Genomic DNA, 26,401 nt, shown 5'->3' on the forward strand with positions numbered 1-26,401 from the left:
AGCTACCCCGTTTGTGACCTTCCAGACTGGGAAGCCTAAACTATGGGCTTCCTCCTCCAGATCACTAGATCCTAAACTCTTCACAAGCAGGAGGTCAGGTGACGGCAGTGCTCACTGGTTGGTGGATGAGATGACCCTTCTCGCGGTCCGGCACGTAACGACGTATCGATACCGGCAGCCGGTCTCGTTCGGCGAGCACCGGGTCATGTTTCGACCACGCGATAGCTATGATCAAAGACTCCTTGATGCCCGGATCGAGATCGGTCCGGCTCCAAGCGCAATGCGGTGGATCCATGATGTCTTCGGGAACTGCGTTGCCATTGCGCGGTTCACCAAAGAGGCATCCGAGTTGCGGTTCGAGAGCAATATCCGCCTCGACCACCAGCCGTCGAACGCGCCGGACTTTCAGATGGAGGATTATGCTCAGACCTATCCCTTCGCCTACAGCGCAGAGGAAATGCCGGATTTGATGCGCGCGATGGAGCGGCAGTATCTCGATCCCGACCACCAGATCCATCGTTGGGTTCAGAAGTTCCTGCATCAGGGTCGCCCGACCCGAACCGGCGAACTCCTGATGACCCTCACCTACGCCATCAAAGAGAGCTTCACCTATAACAGGCGCTCTGAAACCGGGATACAGGACCCGTTGACGACCCTCATGCTCAATCGCGGGACCTGCCGTGACTTCGCGATCCTGATGATCGAGGCCGTGCGCGCCCTCGGGCTCGCGGCACGCTTCGTGTCCGGCTACATCTACAGCCCGAGCCTGGACGGGTCCGGCCATGTCGGTGGAGGCTCGACCCACGCCTGGTGCCAGGTCTACCTACCCGGTGCAGGCTGGGTCGAGTTCGACCCGACCAACGGCATCATCGGCAATCGTGATCTCATCCGCATCGCGGTGGCTCGGGATCCCCGGCAGGCCGTGCCGCTCTCCGGGACATGGATGGGCGAGGCGAGCGATTTCGAGGGGATGACTGTCGAGGTGAACGTTACCTCTTCAGAGGGCGAGGGCGCCCAACGCGCCGCCGATTCAACCTCGCCCAACAGTAGGCCTTGGCTCGCTGACCCGCAGGGTGCCCGATGAAGATTCAGGCAGGCTATCGGATCGCCTTCGAGTGCCCACAGCCGACGCCTATGCTTCTAATGCTGAATGTTCATCCATCGCGGATGCCGGATCTCATCACGCCCGATGACCTCGTGTGCGATCCCCCGGTCGAGCACAGGCAGTATCGTGATGTCTTCGGCAACGTCTGCACCCGGCTGCTTGCGCCAGCTGGGCGGCTTGAGGTTTCCGCGGATTTCCTGATCCGCGATTCCGGATTGGCCGATCCGATCGTTCCGGATGCCGTGCAGCAGCCTGTCGAGGAGCTGCCCGACGATGTGATCGTCTATCTGCTCGGGAGCCGGTACTGCGAAACCGATCGACTCTCGGATACCGCCTGGCAACTCTTCGGCGGCATCGAGGGAGGGTGGGCGCGTGTTCAGGCGATCTGCGATTACGTGTATGACCGGATCACGTTCAATTACCAGGACGCTTGTGCAACCCGAACGGCCTGGCAGGGACACAACGATCAGGTCGGTGTCTGCCGCGACTTCGCGCATCTCGCCATCACCCTATGCCGCTGCATGAACATCCCGGCGCGCTATTGCACGGGCTACCTGGGCGATATCGGCATTCCGCCCGTGGATTATCCGATGGATTTCAGCGCTTGGTTCGAAGCCTACCTGGACGGCCGGTGGTATACCTTCGACGCCCGGCACAATACGCCGAGGATCGGACGGATTTTAATGGCCACAGGCCGCGACGCCACTGACGTCGCGATCTCGACGAGTTTCGGTCCATCGTCCCTGGCGGACTTCTCCGTCACGACGGATGAGTTCCACAACGCATCGGAGTGATTGGGCAAGAAGGGGATCGTGGCGTCGCTCGAGCCGAGATCCCGGAACATTGCGGCAAGCGGCCTTTACACACAAAACCGTGTCGGCACGAACGGAATTGTAAAATGAGTGACTCCCGATTTGTCACAATTCCACATGAGCCGTTATCGACCACAATCAGTCGGGACTCCTTCGCCTTTAGGATTAGGTATCTCCAACGAGCGTCAGTCAAATCGTTGCTCTCCAGGAGGTGCCTGGAAGTTTCCCCAATAGTCTCATTGCGTTGGCGCTGACAGGATTGGTTCTAGTAATTGTAAATATTTTACAGATTTACATGAGACAGAGTGTAAAGCTTTTCACCTGCACCTTTACCGACCTTCACGGGCCGTCAGGCCGCCTATACTGCCAATCCAGAGACCCTTTTCGTCGAGGAACATGGATATGGCGTATCACGATCAGATCACGCAGGCTCAAACGCTCATCGAGGGCCAAAGCACCTGGAACAGCATCAGCCCGGAGTCGGTTGCCCGCATGCGGCTGCAGAACCGCTTCCAGACCGGTCTCGACATTGCACGCTACACCGCCAAGATCATGCGCGAGGACATGGCGGCTTACGATGCCGACCCGTCGCTCTATACCCAGTCGCTCGGCTGCTGGCACGGCTTCATCGGCCAGCAGAAGATGATCTCGATCAAGAAGCACTTCGGCTCCACCCAGCGCCGCTATCTCTACCTGTCCGGCTGGATGGTGGCGGCGCTCCGTTCAGAGTTCGGTCCGCTCCCCGATCAGTCGATGCACGAGAAGACCAGCGTCCCGGCGCTGATCGAAGAGCTCTACACCTTCCTGCGCCAAGCCGATGCCCGCGAGCTCGGGCTTCTGTTCCACGACCTCGACGCTGCGCGCAAGAGCAGCAACGCGATCAAGGAGCAGGAGATCGTCTCGGCCATCGACAATTACCGGACCCATATCGTCCCGATCATCGCCGACATCGATGCCGGCTTCGGCAATGCGGAGGCGACCTATTTGCTCGCTAAGAAGATGATCGAGGCCGGTGCCTGCTGCCTTCAGATCGAGAACCAGGTCTCGGACGAGAAGCAGTGCGGCCACCAGGACGGCAAGGTCACCGTTCCGCACGAGGACTTCCTCGCCAAGATCCGTGCCATCCGCTACGCCTTTCTCGAGCTCGGCGTCGACGACGGCCTGATCGTCGCCCGCACCGACTCGCTCGGCGCAGGCCTCACGAAGCAGATTGCGTTTAGCCGGACGCCGGGCGATATCGGCGATCTCTACAATGGCTTTCTCGACTGCGAGGAGATCACGCCGGAGAACTGTGTCAACGGCGATGTGGTGATCAACCGCAACGGCAAGCTGCTGCGCCCGAAGCGCCTGCCGAGCAACCTGTTCCAGTTCCGTCCTGGGACCGGTGCAGATCGATGCGTGCTCGATTGCATTACCGCGCTTCAGAACGGCGCGGACTTGTTGTGGATTGAAACTGAGAAGCCGCATGTTGAGCAGATCGCCGGCATGGTCGACCGCATCCGTGAGGTCGTCCCGAACGCCAAGCTCGTCTACAACAACTCACCGTCCTTCAACTGGACCATCAACTTCCGGGAGCAGGTCTACGATGTCTGGGAGAAGGCTGGTAGGGACGTGTCGAAGTATGATCGCACCAAGCTGATGAGCGTGGACTATGATGGCACTGATCTCGCCAAGGAGGCGGATGAGCGTATCCGCACGTTCCAGGCCGACGGTGCGAAGCGCGCCGGGATCTTCCACCATCTGATCACGCTTCCGACCTATCACACGGCGGCGCTCTCCACCGACAACCTGGCGAAAGAGTACTTCGGCAGTGAGGGCATGCTCGGTTATGTGCGTAACGTTCAGCGCCAGGAGATCCGCCAGGGCATCGCCTGCGTGAAACACCAGAATATGGCCGGCTCCGACATCGGCGACGATCACAAGGAATATTTCGCTGGCGAGGCCGCCCTCAAGGCGGGGGGCTCCCACAATACGATGAACCAGTTCGGCTAGACCGGTGATGCGGGTAGAGCGGCGGTGGTCCATGTGGACGCTGGTCAATCGTCGCTCGTCCTCGCGGTCAGTCGAAGCCTAACGACACTGAGGCCGCAGGCCTATTGCTATAATGGACGCTGCGGCAAACCCTTGATTTTAGCTGGAGTGAGACAAATGACGATCTCTGACAAGCCGCAACTGAAGAGCCGATTTGACGATGCCGCCAGCTCGCTGTCCCATGACCAGGATGCCGCCATTCGGATCCTGGCCAATGAGCTCCATCGCGTGAATGAGGCGGTGATGAACTGCGTCAACCATGGTCTGTCGATCGAGTTGCAAAGGGTCAAGCGCTGTCATTCCGAGACAGGGTACTGGGGTGACATGATCGTGCCGGTTATCGTCAAGCAGAGTGACAAACAGGGCTGAGTGGAATTTTGGGTGGGTAACGTCAGCCGACGTACCCGCTCCTCGCGAGAGGGATCGGAAGGGGCGGAGCCGCTCAAGGTTGGCTCTTGCAGAGCGGCACGGCCAACCACCGCAGACTCATCACCCCGGAGCGCGCAATTCGTGGAAGTCCGCACATTCCAAAGCGAACCTGGCGCCGAGGCGAGCGCTTCCGAAAACATTCAGGCGCATCGACACGTCTGCCGATCGATGCCTGACGCAATGGTCCCGTTCCTATGGGATCGGCTCGAACGATCCTGGCAACGCAAGTTCCTAGGCAAGTCGGCTCGTAGCGCCTAACCTTCCGTCGGACTTGACACGGCGCAGGAGCAGTCGGGATGGTGTTGAAGAAGCAGATCCTTGCGATCCAGGATGTCTATGTGCCTGTGAAGCGGCGGCAAACCCTGGATCCGCAGAAGGTTGAGACTTTGGCGGAAAGCATGATGGAAAAGGGGCAGGAAACACCTATTCTCGTACGGCCTGACGGCCAACGGTTCGTCCTGGTGGAGGGGTTACATCGGCTCGAGGCGTGCAAGGCTTTGGGAGAGACAACCGTCCCGGCCTACCTGGTGCAGGCTCGTAGACACTGAGCTGCAACGACTATCACGTGGATCCCTTACCGGTTGGAGAGTGCGGCGCGAGAAAATTGTCATGATCGGCGATTTGGGGGATATGCCAGCCGATATCTATGATTCGTCGACCTCCGAGCGGCTGCAGATGAGAACGAGCCCCCTTCACCTCACAGCCGGACCGGGTGGGTTTAGGGCGGAGAGCAGAGGCATAGTTGGCCCCCAAGGGCCTTTCGGAGCGCCCAGAGAATGACTATCCGGAAATTGGCACAAGAAATCCGACACTTAAGAGAAAGCGCTCTTAAGTAAAAATTCCTGCAATACGGAGACTTAGGATAATGGCGGAGGGAGCGTCCGCCATACTAGTGTCCGGCTGCAATCAGTCGCGTCCCGAAATACCGTGGAATCCTAAGCTTTTACGCCGCTGTGTGTCTTATGTTGTCCAGCTTCATCCGCTACAATCCAGCCTCAAAGGTGGGGAACAAGGTGGGGAAGGATTGGGGCAGATGACACGACAGCTGCACACGTTGAGCGCCAGGACGGTCGCAACACTGACAAAGCCTGGGCGGCACTCTGATGGCGGCGGGCTATACCTGAACATCACGACCAGCGGTGCCCGCTCGTGGGTGTTCATGTGGAAGGCGCACGGCAAACGCCGGGAGATGGGGCTTGGTGCCTTGCGGGATGTGCCGCTTGCCAAAGCCCGAGAGAGGGCGGCAGAGGCCCGTCAGAAGCTGGCCGATGGGCTCGACCCCATCGCAGCACGGGACAGCAAGCCCAAGGTGATGACCTTCGGTGAGGCTGCTGGCGCTCTGATTGAGAGCATGTCCTCCTCCTGGCGCAATGAGAAGCACCGCGCCCAATGGAAGATGACCCTCACGGCCTACTGCGAGCCACTCCGGTCCAAGCCGGTGACGGAGATTGGAACCGAGGATGTTCTCAGGGTGCTCCAGCCCCTCTGGACCACCAAGCCCGAGACGGCCTCACGCCTGCGGGGACGGATGGAGCGGGTGTTCGACTTTGCCCGTGCACGAGGGCAGGGGGTGGGTGAGAACCCGGCCCGCTGGCGGAGCCACCTTGATGCCGTCCTGCCGAAGCGGGCCAAGCTCACGCGGGGACACCACAAGGCCATGCCCTTCGATGAGGTGCCTGCCTTCTTGACCGCGTTGCGGGAGCGGGACGGGATGGCACCGCGTGCTCTGGAGTTTGCCATTCTCACCGCCGCCCGGTCCGGGGAGGTGTTCGGAGCACTGTGGGAGGAATTCGACCTTGAGGGGCGGGTGTGGACTGTGCCTGCCGCTCGTATGAAGGCAGGGCGGGTGCATCGGGTGCCGCTCTCAGACCGGGCAGTCGAGATCCTGCGGGAGATGGAGCAGAAGCGGCTCAGCGAGCTGGTATTCCCCGGCACCAAGCCAGGGCGGCCCCTGTCGGTTATGGCTCTGGAGATGGTGCTGCGCCGGATGAAGCTGGATGTGACGGTTCACGGTTTCCGCAGTGCGTTCCGCGATTGGGCAGGAGAGCGCACTCATTTCCCCCGAGAGGTGGCGGAGGCTGCTCTGGCGCACCTCGTGGGTGATGCAGTCGAGCGGGCGTACCGGCGCGGTGATGCCTTGGAGAAGCGGCGCGAACTCATGGACGCGTGGGCTCGATTCGTTGAGCAGCAGCCCCAAAACAACGTTGTGCGTTTGAATGTAAATTCAGGCGGCTCCTCGAAGTAACACACTCAAGATGTCCACAGGCTCCTGTGGATGTCGGGCATTAATGTTATTTCAACCTGTCTCGGTATCCCGAGCAATCCTTCCTTAGAAAAGAATCGTGCGAAGTTGTCCCAAGCGAATCAAGGTGGTTCGCTGCGGACCAGCCTTCCGCCAGAAGGTACAGCGATGCCCGAGAAACCCTTTGAGAATTCCGTAACAACCAATATCGTAACTAGTAGTCCGACGCGGGTTAAGAAAAGCCGCTGAGGATTGGCCTCTCGTGAGAGAGGTCAGCGACACGGAAAAAAGTGCCGCCCCAACCCCTGCCAGGGGGCTAAGGCGGCGCGGTGGGCCTAAACCCGTACTCGTTGCAGAGCGGGCTAAGCCTACTGGGGGCTCAGGGTGCGAGTCAATCAAATCCCCTGATCCTCGCCGGTCGTTTCATTCACAACTGAACAATGAAAGGACGCAGGCCCGATGGCTTTGCAGAGCTTTGACGCACGCCTGAAGACAGACTCTTCAACACAATCCCAATTGCCAAAAACTGGATTTGTCCGGCTTCCTGGCATCCTCGCCCCAAATGGGCCTATTCCCGTCAGCAAGTCCACCTGGTGGGCTGGTATCAAGGACGGGCGTTATCCCAAGCCCGTGAAACTCGGCCCGCGCATTACCGCGTGGCGCGTCGAGGATATTCGTGCCCTCATCGCTGGCGCTGCGAACGACCGCTGATTTCAGAAGCTCTCGCCTTCTGAATCCATCCCGTTCATGACCGTGCAAAAGAAAGCCCCGTACAAGGGGTTCTCGCACGGGGCTAAGGATTTCAACAATGAAGAGAATACCCGAGCGGCGCTTGCGTCGCAACGCGAACTTGTGCCCGCTTCCGCTCTTTGCATGGGCTGCATCGCAGCCACTCCACTCTCATCCTCGTGTGGTCAGGAGCCTATCCACGCGGTTCGGAGTGTCTCCTGCGCTTGCGCTGACCATCGCAGAACTGGCGGGCCTCAACATGGAGGCGCACAATGCCTAACGATGTTGTCGAACTCTTCGTGCAGCGGCTCGATACCAGCGAGATGTTGCGCGTAAAAGGGCGTGAGGCGTGGACACTCAGCTGCCTTCTGGAGACAGGTCAAAGCGGTATCATCCCTCTGGAGAGACCCGCCCCACGCTGGTCCGCATACGTTCACTCGCTGCGCAAGCGCGGGCTTGTCATCGACACCATCGATGAGCCCCACGCTGGTCCATATTCCGGGACACATGGGCGCTACATCTTGCGGACGCCCTTGCGGGTGCTCAAGGCAACCTCTGCCGGGGAGAAACGCCGAGCAGCCTGACAGGTCGCAGTTCCCATAGCGCTTCCTGACTCTGAGAAGCCCAGCAGCCGGGGTTTGTGCCTCGGCTGCACCTCTCTCATCAATCTTCAGAACAGGCGTCCTTGAGCTTCTCAGGGCCGCTGTGAGGCACCTCATGCCCAAACGTCACAACCACAAGGGACGGAGCACAATAGAGCGCTTCGTGTCCCTCCCATATTGGATGCTACAATCGCCCGCTTGGCGCTCACTGTCGCCTGTCGCTCGCAGCGTCTTCGTTGAACTCGCTGCCATCTACAACGGTAGCAACAACGGTCGTCTTGCGCTGTCGGCCCGAGACGCTGCCGAACGTGTGTGCTGCTCTAAGAACACGGCAGCACGGGCATTCGCTGAGTTAATACAAAAGGGCTTCGTTGACCTGTGCTCACGCGGTCATTTCGACCGCAAGACGCCGCATGCTGCCGAGTACCGCCTGACGCTGCATCCATGTGACCGCTCAGGTGAGCGCTCGTCCAAGCGGTTTATGAGCTGGCATCCTGACCAGCAGAAATCTGTAGCCGGTCCCACCAGAGGGACAGCCGGTGTCACCACAGGGACAGTAACCAGCGCCACGATAGAAAATTGCCGGGAACTGTCCCTCTCACGGGACCGCAAACGCCCATCCGAGCCACTCAGCGGTCCCACCACAGGGACACATATAATCTACCAGACGGGGTCTGGGGTGGAGGTGACGAACGAGCAGTCATCAGTCGTGGTGAAACTACAGCCGAGAGGACGTCGCAATGCCTCGTGACCGTCAGCGCCTCACTCTTGAAAGCGGACCCAAGCTGGATCTCGCCAAGCTCATCCCGAGTGGAGCAGGTAAGTCGGGCCGCCATATCCAATGCGTGCTCACCTATGGTTCGGGCGAGACCATCACTGCCACCCTGAAGCTGTCGGATTATGGAGGGCTGTTGGAACTGTCCTATCAAGGACGTGTGCAGTCATTCTCTTTGATAGCGGATCCCAGGCACTTCGGCGGGCTTCAATGGTATGCTATCTGCCCCAGAACCGGACGGCGAGTACGGGTGCTCTACAGACCACTGGGAGCGACGTACTTTGCCAGCAGGCACGCTTGGGGCCGAAGAGCAGCCTATGCCTCGCAGTTTCTAGACCCTATCGGGCGGGCATGGCGCACCAAGGCGAAAGTCAAAGCAGCTCTGCTCGGGAACGAGGACCCTGATGAGTGGGATCTGCCGCCCAAGCCGAAGGGCATGCGCTGGGCGACATACGAGCGATGGGTGGCTCGTTATGATGCTGCTGAGGAGATGCTCGACGCGCAACTCGTCATGGCAGCGGCGCGGCTCATGAAGCGGCTGTAGATGGAAGGCGACGAGTGCCCGAGCCTCAGCCCGGGCACTCCGGCAAGAGCTTTAGATGACGAAGAAGTCGTCGACCTTCAGGGTAGGCTTGTTCGTCAGCAACGCGAACTCAACCGCCTGGCCCTTGCCGGAACCATCGGCATCATAGGACAGCACGCCCGTCTTTTTGTTGTAGATGACGTAGTCGTCCTTGTCCTTGGCCTTGTCGCCCACCGTGAAGAACTTCTTGTCGAGCTTGACCGGATTCTGCTCCGAGCCCTTCTTGCCGAGCTTCTTGAAGATGGCATTGTCGAGGTAGAGGCTGTCATCCTTAACGTTGAAGTCCTTGACGGTATCGAAGTTCACCTTGCGGTCGGTTGAGGACGTGCCGAGCTTGGTAGTGAAGAGGAACGCATCCTTGCCGCTGCCGCCGTAAAGGGTGTCGTTGCCAGATCCGCCGTTTACCTTGTCGGCACCGGCGCCGCCGTTGATGGTGTTCTTGCCCACGTTGCCAGTGATGCTGTTGTTGAGAGCATTGCCGGTTAGTGAGATGTTGCTGCTGCCGCCCGCAACCAGATTGAGCGAGCCTTCGGCAAGTGTGGTGCTGGTAGTCGTCTCGACGGTCACTGGAGGCGTGACCACAGGAGGCTCAGGCTGCACAACAGGAGGCTCAGGTTTCACAACAACTGGAGGCTCAGACGCTATAAACTGAGCACGGCTGAGCGTGGCACCTGCGAACTGGTAGAACTCCACGTCTGATATGACCTGCACACCCTTAGTGGAAAGGTGGGTAACAAGCAGACCTTCCTGTGTTTCTGAAACGGTGTAGTCCGCTCGGTTGCCGGAGAACACGGCTATATCGTCCCCTTCACCGCCGTCGAGCGTATCACTCCCTCCTGCTCCCATCAGTGTGTCGTTGCCGAGGTCGCCCGAAAGAATGTCATTGCCTAATCCGCCGTCCAGGATGTCGTTCCCAACGCCGCCGTTGATGGAATCGTTTCCCGCGCCGCCATTGATGGAGTCGTTGCCGCCCCAGCCCCAAGCCGAATCCGCATTAGCCGTGCCCAGCAACGCATCCGCATCATCGGAGCCAACTAGTCCATCAATCTCGACAAGTGAATACAGGCCGTTGGTGACATCAATGTCATTCCACTGCCCTGGGCTACCAAGTCCGCCTTCGGGTTGAGGCCAAGCCCAAAGGCCTATCGCTGCGCCATCCTGGTCCTGATAGTTATCAGGTTCCTGTCCTAGGGCTCCAGAACCCCAATTAGTATATGTCAGTGTGCTTCCGTCAGACCACTTCCAGATCCCTTCGCTCGTGTAGTCCGAAGCGCCGATCCAGACGTATGATGCACCTCCACCATCTGGAGCAACATAGTACGTGTCACCCCAAGTCTCGGACTCTGCTTGGATAAACGCGAAGACGTCGGCGTTCTCCTCGGCTGAAGTAATTTTAGCTAGATAGCCACCGCGCGACTGGGCTTCTGCTTGGGCATTGAATTGGTTCAAAGCTGCGGTCAGCACAAAGTACGTGTGACCGTCACGATAGAGAATAGACATTATACCCCCCAAATTAGGCGCGGACCCTACTAGGGAGCGGTAAGCTTGTCTATATGCTGGGACAGGTCCAATAGCCCATCTTGACACACTCACGTCAGGTGAGGACCTTTCAAGCAAATCTTACGATAGGAAGTGGCATTTTTTGCGGTCTGCAATAGTGCGCGGCCTGCCCGAGAACAAGCCGGTGGTCCGCGTGCTGTGCCGGCCTCTTGGGGCGACGTACTTCGCCAGTCGATATGCCTGGGGCCGCAGGGCTGCCTATGCCTCGCAGTTCCTCGACCCAATCGGGCGGGCGTGGCGGACGAAGGCGAAGGTGAAGGCGGTTCTGCTCGGAGATGCAGATCCCGATAAGTGGGACTTGCCGCCCAAGCCGAAGGGCATGCGATGGGCGACTATGAGCGATGGGTTACAAAGTATGATGCCGCCGAGGAGATGCTCAATGCGCAGCTCGTCATGGCAGCGGCGCGGTTGATGAAGCGACTGTAGGTGAAAGGTGGGGAGTGTCCGAGACGAAGCCCAGGCACTCCCGCACGAGCTTAGATAACGAAGAAGTCGTCGTACTTCAGGGTAGCCTTATTCTTGAGCAAGGCAAACTCAACAGCCTGCCCCTTGCCGGAGCCATCGGCATCATAGGACAGCACGCCCGTCTTTTTGTTGTAGATGACGTAGTCGTCCTTGTCTTTGGCCTTGTCGAGAGCAAAGAACTTCTTGTCGAGCTTAATCGGCTTCTGTTCAGAACCCTTCTTGCCGAGCTTCTTGAAGATGGCATTGTCGAGGTAAAGGCTGTCATCTTTCGTGCTGAAGTCGTTCAGGGTGTCGAAGTTCACCTTGCGGTCCGTCCTCGCCGTGCCGAGCTTCGTATCGAACATAAAAGCATCTTTGCCCAAACCACCTGTCAGGATGTCGTTACCTCCCATCCCAGCTAGCTTGTCCTTGCCGTTGCCGCCTATAATTACGTTGCTCAGGATATTACCGCGTCCATAGAAATCGCCAACGCCTGAGAACACGAGGTTCTCAATCCAGTTCGGCCCATCGGGCAACGCTGCGTCGTTGTAGGTGACTATGAGTGTGTCAGTTCCGCCGTCGTCGGCAAACTGATCTAAGGGATTGTCCAGCACAAAGGTGTCATCACCATAGCCACCGTAGAGCACGTCGTAACCCGCTCCACCGACCAAGAAGTCGTTTCCGAACCCGCCAAAAACAGTGTCGTTCCCGCCATTCCCGTAAACAACGTCATCGCCTGCTCCGGCATCGATTACATCATTATACGAATTGCCGTTGAAGGTGTTGAAGCCATCAAGTGGAATGTTAGAGAATAGGTCATTGTTGATGATATCGCCCGATGTGATGAATGACCCTACATTGTGAGCCTCAAACACCAAGTATCCATCCCGTGAGGCAACTACATCGTTGATGATGAATCCTCCAGTTACAGTGGAGTAAGAAATTACAAACTGGTCAACTGCCGGATTGTTAGCAACAGAGTAGGTTACCTGTCCTGGGATAGAATTATTAGTGATTGTTAGAACCTCTTCTGCGAAAGAGAGCCCAAAGACCGTCCAATTGACATTATCCATCCCAAAAAATGCATAGTCGTATATCGTAAAGTTCGACACATTAGCCCCCATTTTCTCTATCAAGTGTATAGACGCGCATCATTCGGCCTGTCGCTGCAAAAGCTGCGCGTACCCCTGAGTTTATTGCTTTCGTGCTAATGTTCCGTCAACGATCCATTCTTTCCGTGGCAAAGAATGTGTTGATTGTTTGTACTTAGCCTACAATGCTTCTCTCTAGGTGAGGACCTGCCCTACTATTGGCCTACCCGTTGACCGCTAGTTTCTGTGCCTGAACTTCGCAAATCGGTATGATGCGGCGCGGTTGATGGTCTTTGCCGCCCGGATTCCATTGAAGGTGGGGGGTAGCCAAGAGATTTCGATTTAGAAATCACGAGGGAGTGGCGCGGACGACGGGGCTCGAACCCGCGACCTCCGGCGTGATAGGCCAGCACTCTAACTGACTGAGCTACGCCCGCGTACAGAACCATTGGACCGGTTAAGAGGACTCGAACCTCCACGGGTCTCCCCGCTATCGCCTCAAGGTAGTGCGTCTACCAATTCAGCCATAACCGCCTGCCAGAGCCAGCGTGTTGGAAAAGCAACCGCCTGGGGTGCTCCAGCTGAAGCGCCATCCGGCAACCTCTTATCCACGCTCTTCACAGGCTTGGTTGCAGGGAAGGAACCTCTCTCGACAGCTCTGCTTATCCAAGTAGATGTTCCGTTTTTGTTCTATGCAGATGCGGCGCGATGATGGGCAGAACCAAACTGACAGTGGAGCAGGTGCTGGAGGCACGGCTGCGCTATGCGTCTGGCGAGCGGGAATACAGCAAGCTGGCCCGTGAGTTTGGGGTCAGCAGAGACGCCGTACGCCACGCGGCCGAGGGGCTGACCTTCAAGGACCTGCCCATGCCGCCCAAGAGACGCAGGTGAGAACCGGTCGCAATCCCCGCCGCGCCTATGATGCGAACGGCAACGAAATCCCGCCGGTCACGGTCGGGCAGAGCCTTGCCGATGGGGACAGGACCGTGATGGCCTACTGCGAAGCCCACAACTGCGGACACGGTGCTGAGGTGCCGCTGAAGGGGTGGCCTTCTCGTCTGCCGGTACCTGACATGGCCTTGAAACTGCGATGCTCACAGTGTGGGAGCCGGCGGATCAGGATAATGGTCAACGTAATGGAACTGTACGCCAGGGCTCACGGAGCAGGCAGGGCGACAGGTGGCCAGACGTGAGGGTTTTATAGCCAAGCCAATTATAAAGGTGGGGAAAGCGGTGGGGAAGCCTCTCGCTACCTGTCGAATTTGCCAGCTATTTCAAGGCCTTGTCGGTGAAGAATGGCGGAGGGAGCGGGATTCGAACCCGCGATACGGTTTCCCGTATACACACTTTCCAGGCGTGCGCCTTCAACCACTCGGCCACCCCTCCAGCGAGCCCCGGGGGGCTCAGCGACCCTAAGTTCACGGTCTGCCGTGAAGCGGGTCGTCCGCCTTATCTGCGGAGCGCCCGTGTATCGCTAAATGAGGGCAGAAGGCAAGACCGAAGTTCCGAGAAATGAGTCGGAATCGCCTTTGCCATTGCGACAAAACGCACTACATATTTTCCTCTCTGTCCAGAGAGGTATTCCCTTGAAGTTCGTTGCGCGTAGCCTTGGCCTCCTGCTCATTGCGGCGGGATTTATCGGGTTGGTGATCGATGGGACGTGGTCCATCGTCAACAATGCTGTATCGTTCGCTCCCATCGCGAAGGTCGTAGGCCTCCTGTTCCCGGGAGGGATGGCCGGGCTCGAGGGAAGCATCGCCCAGCGCGGTTATCCCTGGCTATGGGATCCCATAGTCACGAACTTCCTGCAGATGCCAGCCTCGCTCACCGGCTTCGCGATCGGCGCGCTGCTGATGTGGATCGGCCAGAAGCCCCTGGAGCCGATCGGATACCTTGCGGAGCGCTGAAGCCTTCACGGGAAGGTGACGCGGGCGGCCACTCCCGCCGGATAGGCGCCGTGACTACATAAGCGAAGTCACGCGAGGGATCCTCATGTTCAACTTCCGCAAACGATTGGACCTGCCCAATGCCGCTGAGGCTCTGCCCGGCCGGTCGAGCCCCATTCCCACCGCCGAGCGGCATTTCATCAACGGCAATCCGCTGCAGCCGCCCTATCCGGAAGGCATGGAGAAGGCTCTCTTCGGTCTCGGCTGCTTCTGGGGCGCCGAGCGCAAGTTCTGGCAGATGGGCGATGGCATCTGGATCACGGCCGCGGGCTATGCCGCCGGGACCACGCCGAACCCGACCTACGAGGAGGTCTGCTCGGGCCTGACCGGCCACAACGAGGTCGTGCTGGTGGTGTTCGACCCAAGGAAGATCTCCTACGAGGCCCTGCTGAAGGCCTTCTGGGAGAACCACGACCCGACCCAGGGCATGCGCCAGGGCAACGATGCCGGCACGCAATACCGCTCGGGCATCTACGTGTTCGACGAGGCGCAGCGCAAGGCGGCCGAGGCGTCGAAGGCGGCCTATGGCCAGGCTCTCGCCGCCAAGGGCTATGGAGCGGTCACCACCGAAATCCTCGATGCAGGTCCGTTCTATTTCGCCGAGGATTATCACCAGCAATACCTGGCTAAGAACCCGAACGGCTATTGCGGCCTGGGCGGCACGGGGGTGTCGTGCCAGATCGGCGTCGGCGTCGCCGCGGAATAGCCCGCGATCCGGCCTGGACCGTCAAAGAGAGCGGCCGGCGCCTCAAGGTGCCGGCCGCTCTTTTCGTTTTAAGGGCTGTTCAGGGCGCTTCGAGGACCCGGTGGCACTCGGTGGGCAGCTGCGCCATCGTCAGCGGCGGGCGGGGCTTGCCGGGCTTCGGGAAAAGCATCTCCGGCGTGAACCAGGCGGCCAAGTCCGCGCCGCAGCCGTCGCCGCCCGGGGGCGGGTCCTGGTCGGAGCACCCGGCCTCTCCAGCCGGGCAGGCGAGGCGGATGTGGAAATGGTAGTTGTGGCCCCAGGTCGGCCTCACCTTGGTCAGCCACCCGCGGTCCGCGCCGGCTTCCCGGCAGAGAGCCTTCTTGATGGCCGGGTTGACGAAGATGCGCGCGACGCTGCGTTCCGAGGCGGCGGCGCGGATCAGGGCGGTGTGCTGCGGCGTCCAGCGGGCGGGATCGATGTCGAGCCAGTCGCTGCGCACCACATTGGTGGCGGACATCTCCTCCCTTTCGGCGCGCGACAGGCGGCGGTTCGGCATTGGAGTGAGCCAGATATCGGCATCGAGACCGATCTGGTGCGAGGCATGGCCCGTGATCATCGGTCCGCCGCGCGGCTGCGAGATGTCGCCGACGAGAAGGCCCGGCCAGCCGTTCACGGCGGGAAGCCGCGTGGCGAACCGCTGCAGGAAGCCGATCATCTGCGGATGGCCCCAATTGCGGTTGCGGGACAGGCGCATCACCTGCCAGTTCTCGCCGTCGACGGGGATCGCCGCAGCCCCTGCGACGCAGCCGCGGGCATAACCGCCGATGGAGCGCGATCTCAGATCGGCGGGCGTGGCGCGCCGTCCGAACAGCTCCTTGGCCGCAAGTCTCGGATCGCCTGGATTGGCCAGAGGCGGCAGAGGTTTCGGATCGAGCGTGCCCTTGTCCTGGGCGGTCGCGGTGCCGCCGGTGAGAAGAGCAAGGGTGACGGCGAGAGTACGAATCGCGTTCATGTGGCAAAGGCTAGCGCATCGTGCGGAAAAGTGGATCCGGTTTTCGCTGACGCGGCCCTCTGGGTCCGCCCCGAACGATGCGCTCTTCAAAGAGGAGCATCCGCCAAGTTCGAAACGCATCCGCTGCGGCCATCTTGTCGCTCTCGAAGGAGGAGGGGCCAGCGGCCCCTCCCTGCATCCTCAATGCCTGAGTTGCGGACGGCCTTCGCGTGCACTGCGCTGACTCACATGCCCTGGCCCCAGGACGCGCTTGTCGTGGCCGTTGCCGCTGTGCCGCACGGTGCGCTGGTAGCGCGGAACCGGCCGGCGCCTGGGTGGCCTGCGCGGACGGCGAGCGCCCATCAGCGGTGCGACGAACAAAGCTGCGACGCCTGCGGCGATGCCTGCCAGGATCGCAGCCGATACGAAGGGATGGAGCTGCGCCTCGAGCAGCAGGCTCGTCTTGCGCGGCTCGCCGGGCAGGGACGAATAGATGTCGCCATCCTCACGCGCCTGATAGAGGTTGTCGCGCATCCCCGGACGCTCCGGATGGTCCGTCGTCTGCGAGCCATGACCCGTCCATTCCATGGCCTTGTCCACGAGACGGGGCGCGACCTTGCCCATCGCGCCGATGACCCAGCCACTGAGCCCGATCGTGATCTCCCGGCGCCGGTGCTCGGCCGCGAAGACGATCGCCTTTGCGACGAGATGCGGATCGTAGGCGGGCGGCGGAACGGCGGTCTCCCGATCGAGATAGTTGCGGGCATGTTCCACATAGGGCGTGTCGATGGACGAGGGTTTGACGAGCGTGACGGCGACGGGAGCCTCCTGGCTCTCGAGCTCCATGCGCAGACCGTCGGTGAAGGCCTTCACCGCATGCTTGGAGGCCGAGTATTGGGTCTGCAGGATCATGGCGCGCTCGGAGAGGACGCTGCCCACATTGACGATCGTGCCGCCGCGATGGCGCAGATGATCCGCCGCGATCATCGAGCCGTTGACGACGCCCCAGTAGTTCACCTCGAAGAGCTGCCGCTGATCCTCGATCGGGATCTCGGCGACGTTGCCATAGAGGGCCACGGCGGCGTCGTTCACCCAGGTGTCGAAGCCGCCGAAGGTGTCGATGGCCGTGCGGGCGACCCGTTCCAGATCCTCGCGCCGGCTGACATCCGCGGTAACAGCGATCGCGCATGTACGGCCGCCGCTGAGTTCCTCGGCGATGCTGCGCAAGGCCTCCTCATTGCGCGCGACGAGAACCAGTCCTTTCACCCCCCGCGAGCGGAACGCATGCGCCGTCGCGAGGCCGATGCCGCTGGATGCGCCGGTGATCACGATCACCTGTTCCTCGACCGGCTTCTGCCGAACCGCCATGGCACTCTCCTTCCCATTCCTCAGGTCTTCACGAAACGTGGATCAACGTGACGGTCCGGAGGGGGTTCCTATGGCAGCGCTTGGCGGATCTGCCGGAATCCTGGAAATCCTTGGTATGCCGGTCGAGGAACCGCCTTTTCCGCACGTGCGTTGCCGTAGGATCCTGACAGAGGAAGGAGCGAGACTATGCAGACGACGGCACAAAGCGGCGACGTCCGCGAAACCCACAGCCTGATCGCCAGCGACAAGGTCGAGGGAACGCCGGTGCGCCGCTCCGACGGCGAGAAGATCGGCACGATCGAGCGCGTCATGATCGAGAAGCGGTCCGGCAAGGTCGCCTATGCGGTCATGAGCTTCGGTGGCTTCATGGGGCTTGGCGAGGAGTACTACACGCTGCCCTGGGGCGTCCTGAAGTACAATGTCGAGCTGGACGCCTATGAGCTGAACCTGTCCGAAGATCAGCTGCGGGGCGCTCCACGCCGCAGCGCGGAGGGGCATGATGCGTCCTACGACCGGGAGTGGGAGGAGCATGTCCACCGCTACTACAACGCCACTCCCTATTGGGGCGACAGCGACCCGATGAGCACGGGCCGGTAACCGCCCAACCCCTCAAAAGCAAAATCGCCCGGCTTTCGCCGGGCGATTTTTTTATGCGCATGCGCCGATGAAAGGATCGCTCCAATCCCGGCGCTTGCGGCATGGCGGTCTCAGCGCTTCTTCGAGGGGCTCTTGCGAGCGCTCTTCGATGAAGACCGCTTGGCGACCTTGCCCGACTTCTTCGTTGCCGAGGTCCGGCTCGAAGCGGCTGCGGCGCGCTTCGTGGTCTTGGAAGCGCTGCGAGCCCTGGAGGCCGAAGCCTTCACGGCACCGCGGCTGGAGCTGCGGGATGCAGTCTTCTTGGCGGTGGAGCGGGAAGCAGCGGAACGCGCCGAAGTCTTGCGCGCAGAGGACTTCTTGGCGGCCGACCTGGCCGAAGTCTTCTTGGCTGCCGTCTTCTTGGCAGTGGTCTTCTTAGCAGCTGTCTTCCGGGCAGTGGTCTTCTTCGCTGCCGATTTCGCGGAGGACCGGGTCGCCGATTTGGCGGTGGTCTTCTTTGCGGCCGTCTTCTTCGCAGTCGCCTTCTTGGCCGTGGCCTTCTTGGCGGTGCTCTTCTTCACGGCCGACCGCGAGGCCGACTTCGCTGCGGTCTTCGTTCCGGCTTTCTTGGCGGAAGAGGACTTCGAGCTCTTCTTCGCGGTCGACGAGCGGCGAGCGCTGCTCTTCTTCGCGGTCTTCTTGGTGCTGGTCGCACCGGTATCACCCGTGAACAACATCGTCAGCGGGTTCTTGGTGTCTGTCGGCATTGCCGCCTCCTTCAAGGGCCTTCGCGTGCAACCGTCACGCTTCGAAGGCAACGTCGTTATACCAAGCGGGTTCCGAATATCGGAAAGTGTAGACAGTAGAGCGCTCACTTTTTCTGTGGATATTTCAATCGCGACGACGCTCTCCGCTTGCAGGTCTGAGTCGCGAGATCGGGTTCAAGATGAGGCAGTTAGAGTCTCTCCCTCAGGCGCATCGCGATTGGAGCATGTGTTGAATCCCTGCAATCGACTCTCTGAAAATGATTTGTTTATTAATGACTTAGCGGGATTGTAAAGATGATGCTTGCTTCCTTGTGAGTATTCGAGCGTCTTCAAACAAGTTCAACATCGCAGCGAGAATCCTATCCAGTTGGAGAGGTCGGAATGCGGTTTTCTGCCCTCCAGAAATCTCCCTCGCGCGAGTCGAAAAAATTTTGGCTCTCGGACCCTCAAAGCGGGCTTCGAGCGGTCGGACGAGTCAAGAATCACGCGTGAGCGAGTCGCGATCGAGCGAAGATCGACGGCTTCGTCGCGGTTCATCCATCCTGTGCGCCTTCGCCGCTGCGCCTGCGATGACGATGAAGGCTTCACGCGGTGGAAGAGGCAGGGTAATCGGAAGAGGCATTCACATCGTCTGGTCCGCCGTGCCCCATCGCAGCATCCTCGCCGTCGTCCTCTGGATGAGCGGCGCTCTCCTCGCCTTCTCCGCCACCGCCATCGCGGTGCGCGCTCTTGCACCCACGTTCTCGATCTTCGAGATGCTGGCCGTCCGCAATGCCGCCGGCGTCCTGATCCTGCTCGCTCTCGCGTTCGTCAAGCCGGAGCTGCGGCCGGGGCTGAAGCCGAGGCGTTTCAAGCTCCACCTTGCGCGCAACGTGATCCATTTTGCCGCGACGGACGGATGGGCCTTCGGCCTCACGCTTCTGCCGCTCGCGACCGTCTTCGCACTCGAATTCACCACGCCGGCCTGGGTTGCGCTGCTGGCGATTCCGCTTCTCAACGAGACGATGACGAGAGGGCGTCTCGTCGCCGTCGTCCTTGGTTTCATCGGGATTCTCATCATCCTCCGCCCGGGCATGGAAACCTTGCAGCCGGCCAGTTTCCTCATGCTCGGCGTCGCATTCTGCTTCGCTCTCGTGGCCATCATGACCAAGCGCCTCACGATGACGGAGAGCACCTTCTCGATCCTGTTCTTCATGAACCTGCTGCAGCTGCCCATGAACCTGTTGGGGGTGAGCCGGGCGTTCTGGCTTCAGGTTCAGCCGTCGCATATCGTGCCGTTCGGCGGCATCTGTCTCGGCGGCCTGCTCTCCCATTACTGCCTGACCAACGCCTACCGGTGGGGCGATGCGACGATGGTCGTGCCGCTGGACTTCATGCGCATCCCGCTAATCGCCTTCGTCGGCTGGCAGTTCTACGGCGAGCCGCTCGACCCTTACGTCTTCCTCGGCAGCTTCTGCATCATCGTCGGCCTTCTCTATTCCCTGCACCGCGAGGCGAAGCCCGCATGACCTGGTCGCCACAACAGGATGCCGCCCTGAAGTCCGTCGCCGATTGGCTCCGCCGCGGTGACCGTCCGGTGTTCCGTCTCTTCGGCTATGCCGGCACCGGCAAGACGACTCTCGCCAAGCACATCGCCGAGACGGTGGACGGCGACGTCGCGTTCGGCGCCTATACCGGCAAGGCCGCCCTCGTGCTGCGCACCAAGGGTTGCCCGGATGCATCCACCATCCACTCGATGATCTACCGCTCGCGGGAATCGGATGAGAACGGGCCGCAATTCGTCCTCAACCGCCAGAGCCCGGCGTCGAAGGCCGACCTCATCGTCATCGACGAATGCTCCATGGTGGACGAGGAGCTCGGGCGCGATCTCCTGTCCTTCGGCCAGCCGGTGCTGGTGCTCGGCGATCCGGCCCAGCTGCCGCCGGTGAAGGGCGGCGGCTTCTTTACCGAAGGCGAGCCCGACGTGATGCTCACGGAGGTGCATCGTCAGGCCAAGGACAATCCCATCATCCACCTGTCGATGATGGTGCGCGAGGGCGGCCGCCTGGAGACCGGCAGCTACGGCGAGAGCCGCATCATCCGCCGCCGCGAGATCGATGCTGCCGCCGTCATGGCGGCCGACCAGGTGCTCGTCGGCCTCAACAAGACGAGGCGGCTCTACAACACGCGCCTGCGCGAACTGAACGGTTACCGCGATCCCATGCCGGCGGCAGGCGAGAAGCTGGTGTGCCTGCGCAACGACAAGACCAAGGGCCTGCTCAACGGCGGCACCTGGACGATCCAGGCCCTGCGCGGCATCCGCAACGACTTCATCCGCATGGACGTGGTGCCCGACGACGATGCCCGCCGCCGGTCGGTGGACGTGTCGGTGCACAAGGCCTTCTTCGAGGGAACCGAGGAGGAAGTGCCCTTCGTCCTGCGAAAGGAATCGGACGAGTTCACCTACGGCTATGCGCTGACTGTGCACAAGGCTCAAGGGTCTCAATGGGACGATCTCGTGCTCTTCGATGAATCCTATGCTTTCCGCGAGCACCGCAGCCGCTGGCTCTACACCGCCCTGACGCGGGCGGCGGAAAAGATCACCGTCGTCATCTGACCCGCACTCCGCTATCCTGCGGATGGTTTCGGAACTGGATCAAGCTTGAGCGCTTATGTCCCGTAGCTGAACCGTTTCGATAGAGGTGCAGGCATGCTGAAATGGGCCCTGATCTTTCTTGTCGTGTCGCTGGTCGCCGGTGCTCTCGGCTTCACCGGTGTCGCCTCGGGAGCGAAGACCCTCGCCAAGATCCTGTTCGGCCTTTTTCTCCTCGGCTTCCTCATCCTGATCCTCCTGGCCTGGGGAGCAGGTGAACTGATCTTCTGACGCGCTCGCCCGCAAGCCCATACGACGGTTGTCATCCGGCTCCGCCCGCTGCTTCGGGGCCGACGACGCATGCACTGAATGCATGAACTCCCTGCTTCGGAAGATCTCCCTTCTTCCACATGGAGGGCTATAGGAGCGTCTCAACTGTTCGTTTGAATGCGCCTCGCCGAAACTTTCTGTCTCATGCGCGCCTTGAAACGTAAACGATGAAAGGGACGCTCATGAAACGCCGCGCTTTTCTTCACGCCGCCGCCCTCGGCACAGCCGCAGGAACCCTCGCCAAGCCTGCCATCGCGCAGTCGAATCCTGAAGTTCGCTGGCGCCTGACATCGGCCTTCCCGAAATCTCTCGACACCCTGTTCGGCGGTGGCGAAACCTTCGCCAAGCTCGTGTCCGAGGCCACCGACGGCAAGTTCCAGATCCAGACATTCGCGCCCGGCGAGATCGTCGGCACGCCCCAGGCGCTCGATGCCATCGCGGGCGGAACGGTGGAGATGGGCCATACCTGCTCATACTACTATGTCGGCAAGGATCCGACCTTCGCGATCGGCACCAATCTGCCCTTCGGCCTCAATTCCCGTCAGACCAATGCGTGGCTCTATCACGGCAACGGCACGGCTCTGCTGAACGAATTCTATGCCAAGCATAATGTCTACGCGCTGCCGGCCGGAAACACCGGTGCCCAGATGGGCGGATGGTTCCGGAAGGAGATCAAGACCGTCCAGGACCTTCAGGGCCTGAAGATGCGCATCGCGGGTCTCGCCGGCCAGATCGTGCAGAAGCTCGGCGTGGTGCCGCAGCAGATCGCCGGCGGCGATCTCTATCCGTCGCTCGAGCGCGGCACCATCGATGCCGCCGAATGGGTCGCACCTTACGACGACGACAAGCTCGGGCTGAACAAGGTCGCGCCGTACTACTACTATCCCGGCTTCTGGGAGGGCGGGCCTGCGATCCATTTCTTCATCAACCTGCAGAAATGGAACGAGCTGCCGAAGAGCTACCAGGCGGCGATCCAAGCGGCGGCGGGCTACGTCAACGTGGACACACAGGCCAAGTACGACGCCAAGAATCCGGCAGCCCTGCGCAACCTGATCGGCAACGGCGCACAGCTGCGCCCGTTCTCGCAGGAGATCATGGAAGCGGCCTATAAGGCGGCCAACGAGATCTATGACGATCTCTCGGCCAAGAATGCCGACTTCAAGAAGCTCTACGACAGCTACAAGGCGTTCCGGAGCGAGGAATATCTCTGGTTCCAGGTGGCCGAATACGCCTACGACACCTTCATGATCCGCGCCCGCGCCCGCGGGTGACGGACAAAGGAGAGGCGAGCCCAAACCCGCCTTTTTGTTGCCGTCGTCGGCTTGCGGTCGCTAGCCGACGCAAAAGCGTGGCTTTAACAGGCAACCGTTGCGCTTCGCCTGCGTTGCCATGGATATGAGGGTTCGCTGGAGGCCATGGTGCACAGCATGACGGGGTGGAGGGCATGGCCGCGCGGGGCCATTGTTCTGGCAGGACTTGCCGGAGCCTCCCTTGCGCATGCATCCAGCGATCCGCTCGATGCGAGCGTTCCGAACCAAGCCATCGAGGCGCGCTTCAACGCCGCCGCACAGCAGACGCTGGTGACCGGCAAGGCTGCGCCCGACCTCTGCTTCTCGCTGTCCCTGCCGGAAGAATGGCGGCGGACCGAAGGGGGCCTGAAGGCCGTGCGCTCGGATGCGTCCCTCGCACTCGGTCTGCGCTCGGCGGAGGAGCTGAGCGCCCTGCCTCAACCCGATCTCGCCAGCCGCGATGCCGCTGCCCTCCAGCAGGATTATGAGGATCTGCTCGGGCGTCCCGCACAATCGGTGTCCCAGTCCACCGATGCCGGTGCGACCCGCTGGTCCGCGACCTGGGTCGACGCCAATCTGCCGATGGCCTCTCACGCCATGACGGTCGAAACGCTGATCGTGCCGCTCTCGAACGCATGGGTGCTCGAACTTTCCCTCTCCGGCGTCGAAACGCGAGAGGCCTACGACGCTCTTGCCGCGCGGGTGCTCGCGCGGCTGCGGGTACAGGGCAGGGCGTCCTGCCAGGGCTGATTTAGAGAGGCAGGCAATGGCCTTTCAGCAAGCCCGGTGGCATGAAGAAAGCCGCCCTCATCTGCCTTTCGAGGATCTGCCATGGACGTGATCATCTACCACAATCCGCAATGCGGAACCTCGCGCAACACCCTCGGCCTCATTCGCAATGCGGGGATCGAGCCGCATATCGTCGAGTATCTCAAATCCCCGCCGACGCGCCTGCTCCTGCGCCAGCTGATCGAGCGCATGGGCGTCGACGTTCGTGAGGTGATGCGAAAGAAGGGCACGCCCTTTCACGAGCTCGGGCTCGACGATCCCGCATTGAGCGATGAGAGGCTGCTCGATGCGATGATGGAGCACCCGATCCTGATCGAGCGCCCCATCGTGGTCACACCGCTCGGCGTCAGGCTCTGCCGCCCGTCCGAAACCGTGCTCGACCTCCTGCCGCCGCAGCAAGGAGAGTTCACGAAGGAGGACGGCGAGCCCGTGGTCGATTCCGCGGGACGGCGCATCGGGATCGCCTGAGGCAACGGGAAGCAGCGGTCCGACCTCCGATTCAGGAACAGAACCCAAGGAAAGGCAAAGCCATGGAACTGCAAGGCAAGGTCGCGCTCGTCACCGGCGCGGGATCGGGCATCGGCAAGGCGGCGGCCCTGCTCTTCGCGCGCGAGGGCGCTGCGGTCGGCGTGCTGAGCCGCACGGAAGCCGAGATCCGCGAGACCGCCGATGAGATCGAGCGGGCCGGCGGCAAGGCGATCCCGCTCGTCGCCGACGTGGCGGATGACGGGCAGATGAGGCAAGCCGTGGCCGATCTCGTGCAGGCCTATGGCAGGCTCGACATCGTCTTCGCCAATGCCGGCATCAACGGCGTCTGGGCTCCCATCGACGAGCTGCAGCCGGCCGAGTGGGACCGCACCATCGCCATCAACCTGCGCGGCACCTATCTCACGCTTCATCACGCCGTGCCGCATCTCAAGAAGGAGGGCGGCTCGATCATGGTCACCGCCTCGATCAATGGAACCCGCACCTTCACGAGCGCTGGCGCGACGGCCTATTCCGCCACCAAGGCCGGGCAGGTGGCGATGGTGCAGATGCTGGCGGTCGAACTCGCCAAGCACAGGATCCGCGTGAACGCGGTCTGCCCCGGCAAGATCGACACGGCGATCACGGACAATACGGAGAAGCGGCACACGCAGGAAGCGGGAGTCGCCGACTTCAACGAGGACCGGATTCCGCTCACCGACGACATCCCCGGAACGAGCGATGAGGTGGCGGAACTCGTGCTCTTCCTCGCCTCCGACCGCGCGCGCCACATCACCGGCACGCCGGTGTGGATCGACGGCGCACAATCGCTCGTCGTGTAGGCTCTATGCTCTAGGACGCCTCCAGCCGTGTGCCCACGGGGATCGTCGGCTCGGGAACGAAGGTCTCCTTTTCCTCCGTTGGAGGCGAAGCGCGCTGCAGGCTGCGATAGGCGCCCCAGATCGCCATCAGAGCCTGGGCGACGATGACCACATAGAGAAGTCCGAGGCGTCCGAACTGCGTCATGGCCATGCCGGCGATCACGGGACCGATGGTGGCGCCGACGCCCAACAAGATCAGCAGACCGCCCGCCGCGGCCACGAACTCGCCGGGCCTGACCATGTCGTTCACATGCGCCGTGACGATGCTGTAGGTGGGGATGACGCTGCCGCCGAAAATGCTCACGTAGACGAAGACGAGCCAAACCGGCACCGTGAGCGGCACGAAGTGGATGAGCGCGAGCATGATCGCCGCCGCCATGGCAGCGGTGCCGACGATCACATGGCGGCGATCCATGCGGTCGGAGAGCCAGCCCAGGGGCCAGGTGGTGAGAAAGCCGCCGAGCGTGCCGAAGGTCATGAAGAGGGCGATCTCCGCCGTGTCCAATCCGCGCTCCTGCGCCCAGATCGGCCCGAGCGCGAAGAACGAGCTGGTGGTGATGCCGCACAGAACCGCTGCCACCACGCCGAAGGGCGATTGCCGGTAGAGCTGCATCAGGTTGATCTTCGTGTCGCTCACCGCATGAACCGGCGCACTCGCCCGCGACAGGGCCGGAGGCACCAGGGCAAGCGAGATCAGGATGGCGACGAAGCAGAACAGCTTGTAGCCATAGGGATCGCCCGTGGGCAGCAGCATCTGCCCGCCGATCCCGGCGACGAGACCGGTCATCCCGTAGACGCTGAGGACCTGCCCGCGCGTCTGTGCGCTGGCGGAGGCGTTGAGCCAGCTTTCGACGACGATGAACAGGCCCGCGAAGCAGAAGCCGGTCAGCCCGCGCGCCGCGATCCATACGGCCGGACTGATCACGAGCAGGTGCAGCAGCGCGGTCGATGCAGCCACGGCCGCCAGCGCTGCGAAAGTGCGCGTATGCCCCACCTGCTGGATCACGCGCCCGGCATAGAGCGAACCGAGGACGATGCCGGCCCAGAACGCGGCGCCCACGGCGCCGATCTCCGTCGGCGTGAACTGCTCGATGCTCCCGCGCACGCTGAGCAGCGTGCCTTGCAGGGTGTTTCCGACCTGCATGAGGGCATAGCCGAGAAGAAGCGCGAAAAGGGTCGGCAGCGTGGTCCGCAGGGACGAAGACATGGGCTCTCCTGTGACGCGAGATCCTGTGGTTCGGATATGCGGTCGACGGGGCCATCCGGGTGATGTGAACATGCAGAAGCCCGGCCTCGGACAGGGCCGTTCTGCAGGCATTCGACCATGGAGGACTTCGAG

26 protein-coding genes and 3 tRNA genes are annotated in these 26,401 nt (G+C 61.2%); 21 read left to right on the forward strand and 8 right to left on the reverse strand.

Annotated features, from left to right (window positions below; all coding sequences use genetic code 11):
• The first annotated feature begins 130 nt into the window (after positions 1 to 130).
• The 9 genes from BB934_RS16990 (at position 131) to BB934_RS17035 (ending at position 9,269) form a co-directional block, all read left to right on the forward strand.
• Positions 131 to 1,084 carry a transglutaminase family protein gene (locus BB934_RS16990; protein ID WP_099512941.1) on the forward strand — a complete coding sequence of 318 codons (954 nt, stop codon included), beginning with the start codon at positions 131 to 133 and terminating at the stop codon, positions 1,082 to 1,084.
• Positions 1,081 to 1,899: a transglutaminase-like domain-containing protein gene (locus BB934_RS16995; protein ID WP_099510699.1), complete on the forward strand. Its 819-nt coding sequence runs from the start codon at positions 1,081 to 1,083 to the stop codon at positions 1,897 to 1,899. Before BB934_RS16990 ends, BB934_RS16995 begins: the two co-directional genes overlap by 4 nt.
• Positions 1,900 to 2,319: 420 nt before the next feature.
• On the forward strand, positions 2,320 to 3,909 hold the full coding sequence (locus tag BB934_RS17000; RefSeq protein WP_099510700.1) for an isocitrate lyase: 1,590 nt from the start codon (positions 2,320 to 2,322) through the stop codon (positions 3,907 to 3,909).
• 156 nt (positions 3,910 to 4,065) lie between these two features.
• Entirely contained in the window at positions 4,066 to 4,317 is a 252-nt protein-coding gene (locus BB934_RS17005) for an SMc00767 family acetate metabolism repressor (RefSeq protein ID WP_099510701.1), read from the forward strand.
• Between the two features lie 356 nt (positions 4,318 to 4,673).
• Positions 4,674 to 4,925 (forward strand): ParB N-terminal domain-containing protein, encoded by a 252-nt coding sequence (locus BB934_RS17010; RefSeq protein WP_099510702.1) that lies wholly within the window; start codon positions 4,674 to 4,676, stop codon positions 4,923 to 4,925.
• A 485-nt stretch (positions 4,926 to 5,410) separates the two neighbouring features.
• Entirely contained in the window at positions 5,411 to 6,622 is a 1,212-nt protein-coding gene (locus BB934_RS17015) for a tyrosine-type recombinase/integrase (RefSeq protein ID WP_099510703.1), read from the forward strand.
• Positions 6,623 to 7,078: 456 nt separating this feature from the next.
• A complete protein-coding gene (locus BB934_RS17020; protein WP_099510704.1) occupies positions 7,079 to 7,330 on the forward strand; it encodes a helix-turn-helix transcriptional regulator in 252 nt (83 codons plus the stop codon).
• Between the two features lie 290 nt (positions 7,331 to 7,620).
• Entirely contained in the window at positions 7,621 to 7,932 is a 312-nt protein-coding gene (locus tag BB934_RS17025; RefSeq protein WP_237049994.1) for a winged helix domain-containing protein, read from the forward strand.
• Positions 7,933 to 8,690: 758 nt separating this feature from the next.
• A complete protein-coding gene (locus BB934_RS17035) occupies positions 8,691 to 9,269 on the forward strand; it encodes a hypothetical protein (protein ID WP_099510706.1) in 579 nt (192 codons plus the stop codon).
• 51 nt (positions 9,270 to 9,320) lie between these two features.
• On the opposite strand, the gene BB934_RS17040 is transcribed toward BB934_RS17035, so the two are convergent.
• The 4 genes from BB934_RS17040 to BB934_RS17055 all read right to left on the reverse strand — a co-directional run bounded on the left by BB934_RS17040 (position 9,321) and on the right by BB934_RS17055 (position 12,937).
• A complete protein-coding gene (locus BB934_RS17040; protein ID WP_099510707.1) occupies positions 9,321 to 10,808 on the reverse strand; it encodes a lectin-like protein in 1,488 nt (495 codons plus the stop codon).
• Positions 10,809 to 11,344: 536 nt separating this feature from the next.
• Positions 11,345 to 12,424, reverse strand: coding sequence for a calcium-binding protein (locus BB934_RS17045; protein WP_162299173.1), 1,080 nt, complete (start codon positions 12,422 to 12,424; stop codon positions 11,345 to 11,347).
• A 339-nt stretch (positions 12,425 to 12,763) separates the two neighbouring features.
• Positions 12,764 to 12,840 (reverse strand) — tRNA-Asp (locus BB934_RS17050).
• A 12-nt stretch (positions 12,841 to 12,852) separates the two neighbouring features.
• Positions 12,853 to 12,937: transfer RNA gene (locus BB934_RS17055), tRNA-Leu, on the reverse strand.
• A 174-nt stretch (positions 12,938 to 13,111) separates the two neighbouring features.
• Between BB934_RS17055 and BB934_RS17060 the strand changes: the two genes are divergently transcribed.
• Complete coding sequence (locus BB934_RS17060) at positions 13,112 to 13,294, forward strand: helix-turn-helix domain-containing protein (RefSeq protein ID WP_237049995.1); 183 nt, start codon at positions 13,112 to 13,114, stop codon at positions 13,292 to 13,294.
• A gap of 405 nt (positions 13,295 to 13,699) precedes the next feature.
• Here BB934_RS17060 and BB934_RS17070 read toward each other — a convergent pair.
• Positions 13,700 to 13,789: transfer RNA gene (locus tag BB934_RS17070), tRNA-Ser, on the reverse strand.
• A gap of 200 nt (positions 13,790 to 13,989) precedes the next feature.
• Between BB934_RS17070 and BB934_RS17075 the strand changes: the two genes are divergently transcribed.
• Both BB934_RS17075 and msrA read left to right on the forward strand, forming a co-directional pair.
• Complete coding sequence (locus BB934_RS17075; protein WP_099510709.1) at positions 13,990 to 14,310, forward strand: PetM family of cytochrome b6f complex subunit 7; 321 nt, start codon at positions 13,990 to 13,992, stop codon at positions 14,308 to 14,310.
• 85 nt (positions 14,311 to 14,395) lie between these two features.
• Entirely contained in the window at positions 14,396 to 15,055 is a 660-nt protein-coding gene (gene msrA, locus BB934_RS17080) for a peptide-methionine (S)-S-oxide reductase MsrA (protein ID WP_099510710.1), read from the forward strand.
• 79 nt (positions 15,056 to 15,134) lie between these two features.
• Here msrA and mepA read toward each other — a convergent pair whose 3' ends face one another.
• Both mepA and BB934_RS17090 read right to left on the reverse strand, forming a co-directional pair.
• Complete coding sequence (gene mepA, locus BB934_RS17085) at positions 15,135 to 16,046, reverse strand: penicillin-insensitive murein endopeptidase (RefSeq protein ID WP_099510711.1); 912 nt, start codon at positions 16,044 to 16,046, stop codon at positions 15,135 to 15,137.
• Between the two features lie 180 nt (positions 16,047 to 16,226).
• Positions 16,227 to 17,393 (reverse strand): SDR family oxidoreductase, encoded by a 1,167-nt coding sequence (locus tag BB934_RS17090; RefSeq protein ID WP_099510712.1) that lies wholly within the window; start codon positions 17,391 to 17,393, stop codon positions 16,227 to 16,229.
• 186 nt (positions 17,394 to 17,579) lie between these two features.
• On the opposite strand from BB934_RS17090, the gene BB934_RS17095 reads away from it, so the two are divergent.
• The 9 genes from BB934_RS17095 to BB934_RS17135 all read left to right on the forward strand — a co-directional run bounded on the left by BB934_RS17095 (position 17,580) and on the right by BB934_RS17135 (position 25,023).
• Positions 17,580 to 17,990 (forward strand): PRC-barrel domain-containing protein, encoded by a 411-nt coding sequence (locus tag BB934_RS17095; protein WP_099510713.1) that lies wholly within the window; start codon positions 17,580 to 17,582, stop codon positions 17,988 to 17,990.
• A gap of 159 nt (positions 17,991 to 18,149) precedes the next feature.
• Positions 18,150 to 19,028: a hypothetical protein gene (locus tag BB934_RS17100; RefSeq protein ID WP_210422105.1), complete on the forward strand. Its 879-nt coding sequence runs from the start codon at positions 18,150 to 18,152 to the stop codon at positions 19,026 to 19,028.
• Between the two features lie 196 nt (positions 19,029 to 19,224).
• Positions 19,225 to 20,244: a DMT family transporter gene (locus BB934_RS17105; protein WP_237049996.1), complete on the forward strand. Its 1,020-nt coding sequence runs from the start codon at positions 19,225 to 19,227 to the stop codon at positions 20,242 to 20,244.
• Positions 20,241 to 21,332 carry an ATP-dependent DNA helicase gene (locus BB934_RS17110; protein ID WP_099510716.1) on the forward strand — a complete coding sequence of 364 codons (1,092 nt, stop codon included), beginning with the start codon at positions 20,241 to 20,243 and terminating at the stop codon, positions 21,330 to 21,332. Before BB934_RS17105 ends, BB934_RS17110 begins: the two co-directional genes overlap by 4 nt.
• A gap of 93 nt (positions 21,333 to 21,425) precedes the next feature.
• Complete coding sequence (locus BB934_RS17115; protein WP_099510717.1) at positions 21,426 to 21,599, forward strand: DUF1328 domain-containing protein; 174 nt, start codon at positions 21,426 to 21,428, stop codon at positions 21,597 to 21,599.
• Positions 21,600 to 21,820: 221 nt separating this feature from the next.
• A complete protein-coding gene (locus BB934_RS17120; protein WP_099512947.1) occupies positions 21,821 to 22,909 on the forward strand; it encodes a TRAP transporter substrate-binding protein in 1,089 nt (362 codons plus the stop codon).
• Positions 22,910 to 23,065: 156 nt separating this feature from the next.
• Positions 23,066 to 23,677 carry a hypothetical protein gene (locus BB934_RS17125; protein ID WP_157934210.1) on the forward strand — a complete coding sequence of 204 codons (612 nt, stop codon included), beginning with the start codon at positions 23,066 to 23,068 and terminating at the stop codon, positions 23,675 to 23,677.
• 81 nt (positions 23,678 to 23,758) lie between these two features.
• Positions 23,759 to 24,184 carry an arsenate reductase (glutaredoxin) gene (gene arsC / locus BB934_RS17130; RefSeq protein ID WP_099510719.1) on the forward strand — a complete coding sequence of 142 codons (426 nt, stop codon included), beginning with the start codon at positions 23,759 to 23,761 and terminating at the stop codon, positions 24,182 to 24,184.
• Between the two features lie 62 nt (positions 24,185 to 24,246).
• Positions 24,247 to 25,023 (forward strand): SDR family oxidoreductase, encoded by a 777-nt coding sequence (locus tag BB934_RS17135; protein WP_099510720.1) that lies wholly within the window; start codon positions 24,247 to 24,249, stop codon positions 25,021 to 25,023.
• 10 nt (positions 25,024 to 25,033) lie between these two features.
• Here BB934_RS17135 and BB934_RS17140 read toward each other — a convergent pair whose 3' ends face one another.
• Positions 25,034 to 26,269, reverse strand: coding sequence for an MFS transporter (locus BB934_RS17140; RefSeq protein WP_099510721.1), 1,236 nt, complete (start codon positions 26,267 to 26,269; stop codon positions 25,034 to 25,036).
• Positions 26,270 to 26,401: the final 132 nt, after the last annotated feature.

This window comes from Microvirga ossetica, assembly GCF_002741015.1.
Lineage (GTDB): Bacteria > Pseudomonadota > Alphaproteobacteria > Rhizobiales > Beijerinckiaceae > Microvirga > Microvirga ossetica.

What these genes read in the sequence shown, in the direction of transcription:
- BB934_RS16990 (WP_099512941.1), top strand. Translation starts at nt 131, where the DNA reads ATGACCCTTCTCGCGGTCCGGCACGTAACGACGTATCGATACCGGCAG.
- BB934_RS16995 (WP_099510699.1), top strand. Translation starts at nt 1,081, where the DNA reads ATGAAGATTCAGGCAGGCTATCGGATCGCCTTCGAGTGCCCACAGCCG.
- BB934_RS17000 (WP_099510700.1), top strand. Translation starts at nt 2,320, where the DNA reads ATGGCGTATCACGATCAGATCACGCAGGCTCAAACGCTCATCGAGGGC.
- BB934_RS17005 (WP_099510701.1), top strand. Translation starts at nt 4,066, where the DNA reads ATGACGATCTCTGACAAGCCGCAACTGAAGAGCCGATTTGACGATGCC.
- BB934_RS17010 (WP_099510702.1), top strand. Translation starts at nt 4,674, where the DNA reads ATGGTGTTGAAGAAGCAGATCCTTGCGATCCAGGATGTCTATGTGCCT.
- BB934_RS17015 (WP_099510703.1), top strand. Translation starts at nt 5,411, where the DNA reads ATGACACGACAGCTGCACACGTTGAGCGCCAGGACGGTCGCAACACTG.
- BB934_RS17020 (WP_099510704.1), top strand. Translation starts at nt 7,079, where the DNA reads ATGGCTTTGCAGAGCTTTGACGCACGCCTGAAGACAGACTCTTCAACA.
- BB934_RS17025 (WP_237049994.1), top strand. Translation starts at nt 7,621, where the DNA reads ATGCCTAACGATGTTGTCGAACTCTTCGTGCAGCGGCTCGATACCAGC.
- BB934_RS17035 (WP_099510706.1), top strand. Translation starts at nt 8,691, where the DNA reads ATGCCTCGTGACCGTCAGCGCCTCACTCTTGAAAGCGGACCCAAGCTG.
- BB934_RS17040 (WP_099510707.1), bottom strand. Translation starts at nt 10,808, where the DNA reads ATGTCTATTCTCTATCGTGACGGTCACACGTACTTTGTGCTGACCGCA.
- BB934_RS17060 (WP_237049995.1), top strand. Translation starts at nt 13,112, where the DNA reads ATGATGGGCAGAACCAAACTGACAGTGGAGCAGGTGCTGGAGGCACGG.
- msrA (WP_099510710.1), top strand. Translation starts at nt 14,396, where the DNA reads ATGTTCAACTTCCGCAAACGATTGGACCTGCCCAATGCCGCTGAGGCT.
- mepA (WP_099510711.1), bottom strand. Translation starts at nt 16,046, where the DNA reads ATGAACGCGATTCGTACTCTCGCCGTCACCCTTGCTCTTCTCACCGGC.
- BB934_RS17090 (WP_099510712.1), bottom strand. Translation starts at nt 17,393, where the DNA reads ATGGCGGTTCGGCAGAAGCCGGTCGAGGAACAGGTGATCGTGATCACC.
- BB934_RS17095 (WP_099510713.1), top strand. Translation starts at nt 17,580, where the DNA reads ATGCAGACGACGGCACAAAGCGGCGACGTCCGCGAAACCCACAGCCTG.
- BB934_RS17110 (WP_099510716.1), top strand. Translation starts at nt 20,241, where the DNA reads ATGACCTGGTCGCCACAACAGGATGCCGCCCTGAAGTCCGTCGCCGAT.
- BB934_RS17115 (WP_099510717.1), top strand. Translation starts at nt 21,426, where the DNA reads ATGCTGAAATGGGCCCTGATCTTTCTTGTCGTGTCGCTGGTCGCCGGT.
- BB934_RS17120 (WP_099512947.1), top strand. Translation starts at nt 21,821, where the DNA reads ATGAAACGCCGCGCTTTTCTTCACGCCGCCGCCCTCGGCACAGCCGCA.
- BB934_RS17125 (WP_157934210.1), top strand. Translation starts at nt 23,066, where the DNA reads ATGACGGGGTGGAGGGCATGGCCGCGCGGGGCCATTGTTCTGGCAGGA.
- arsC (WP_099510719.1), top strand. Translation starts at nt 23,759, where the DNA reads ATGGACGTGATCATCTACCACAATCCGCAATGCGGAACCTCGCGCAAC.
- BB934_RS17135 (WP_099510720.1), top strand. Translation starts at nt 24,247, where the DNA reads ATGGAACTGCAAGGCAAGGTCGCGCTCGTCACCGGCGCGGGATCGGGC.
- BB934_RS17140 (WP_099510721.1), bottom strand. Translation starts at nt 26,269, where the DNA reads ATGTCTTCGTCCCTGCGGACCACGCTGCCGACCCTTTTCGCGCTTCTT.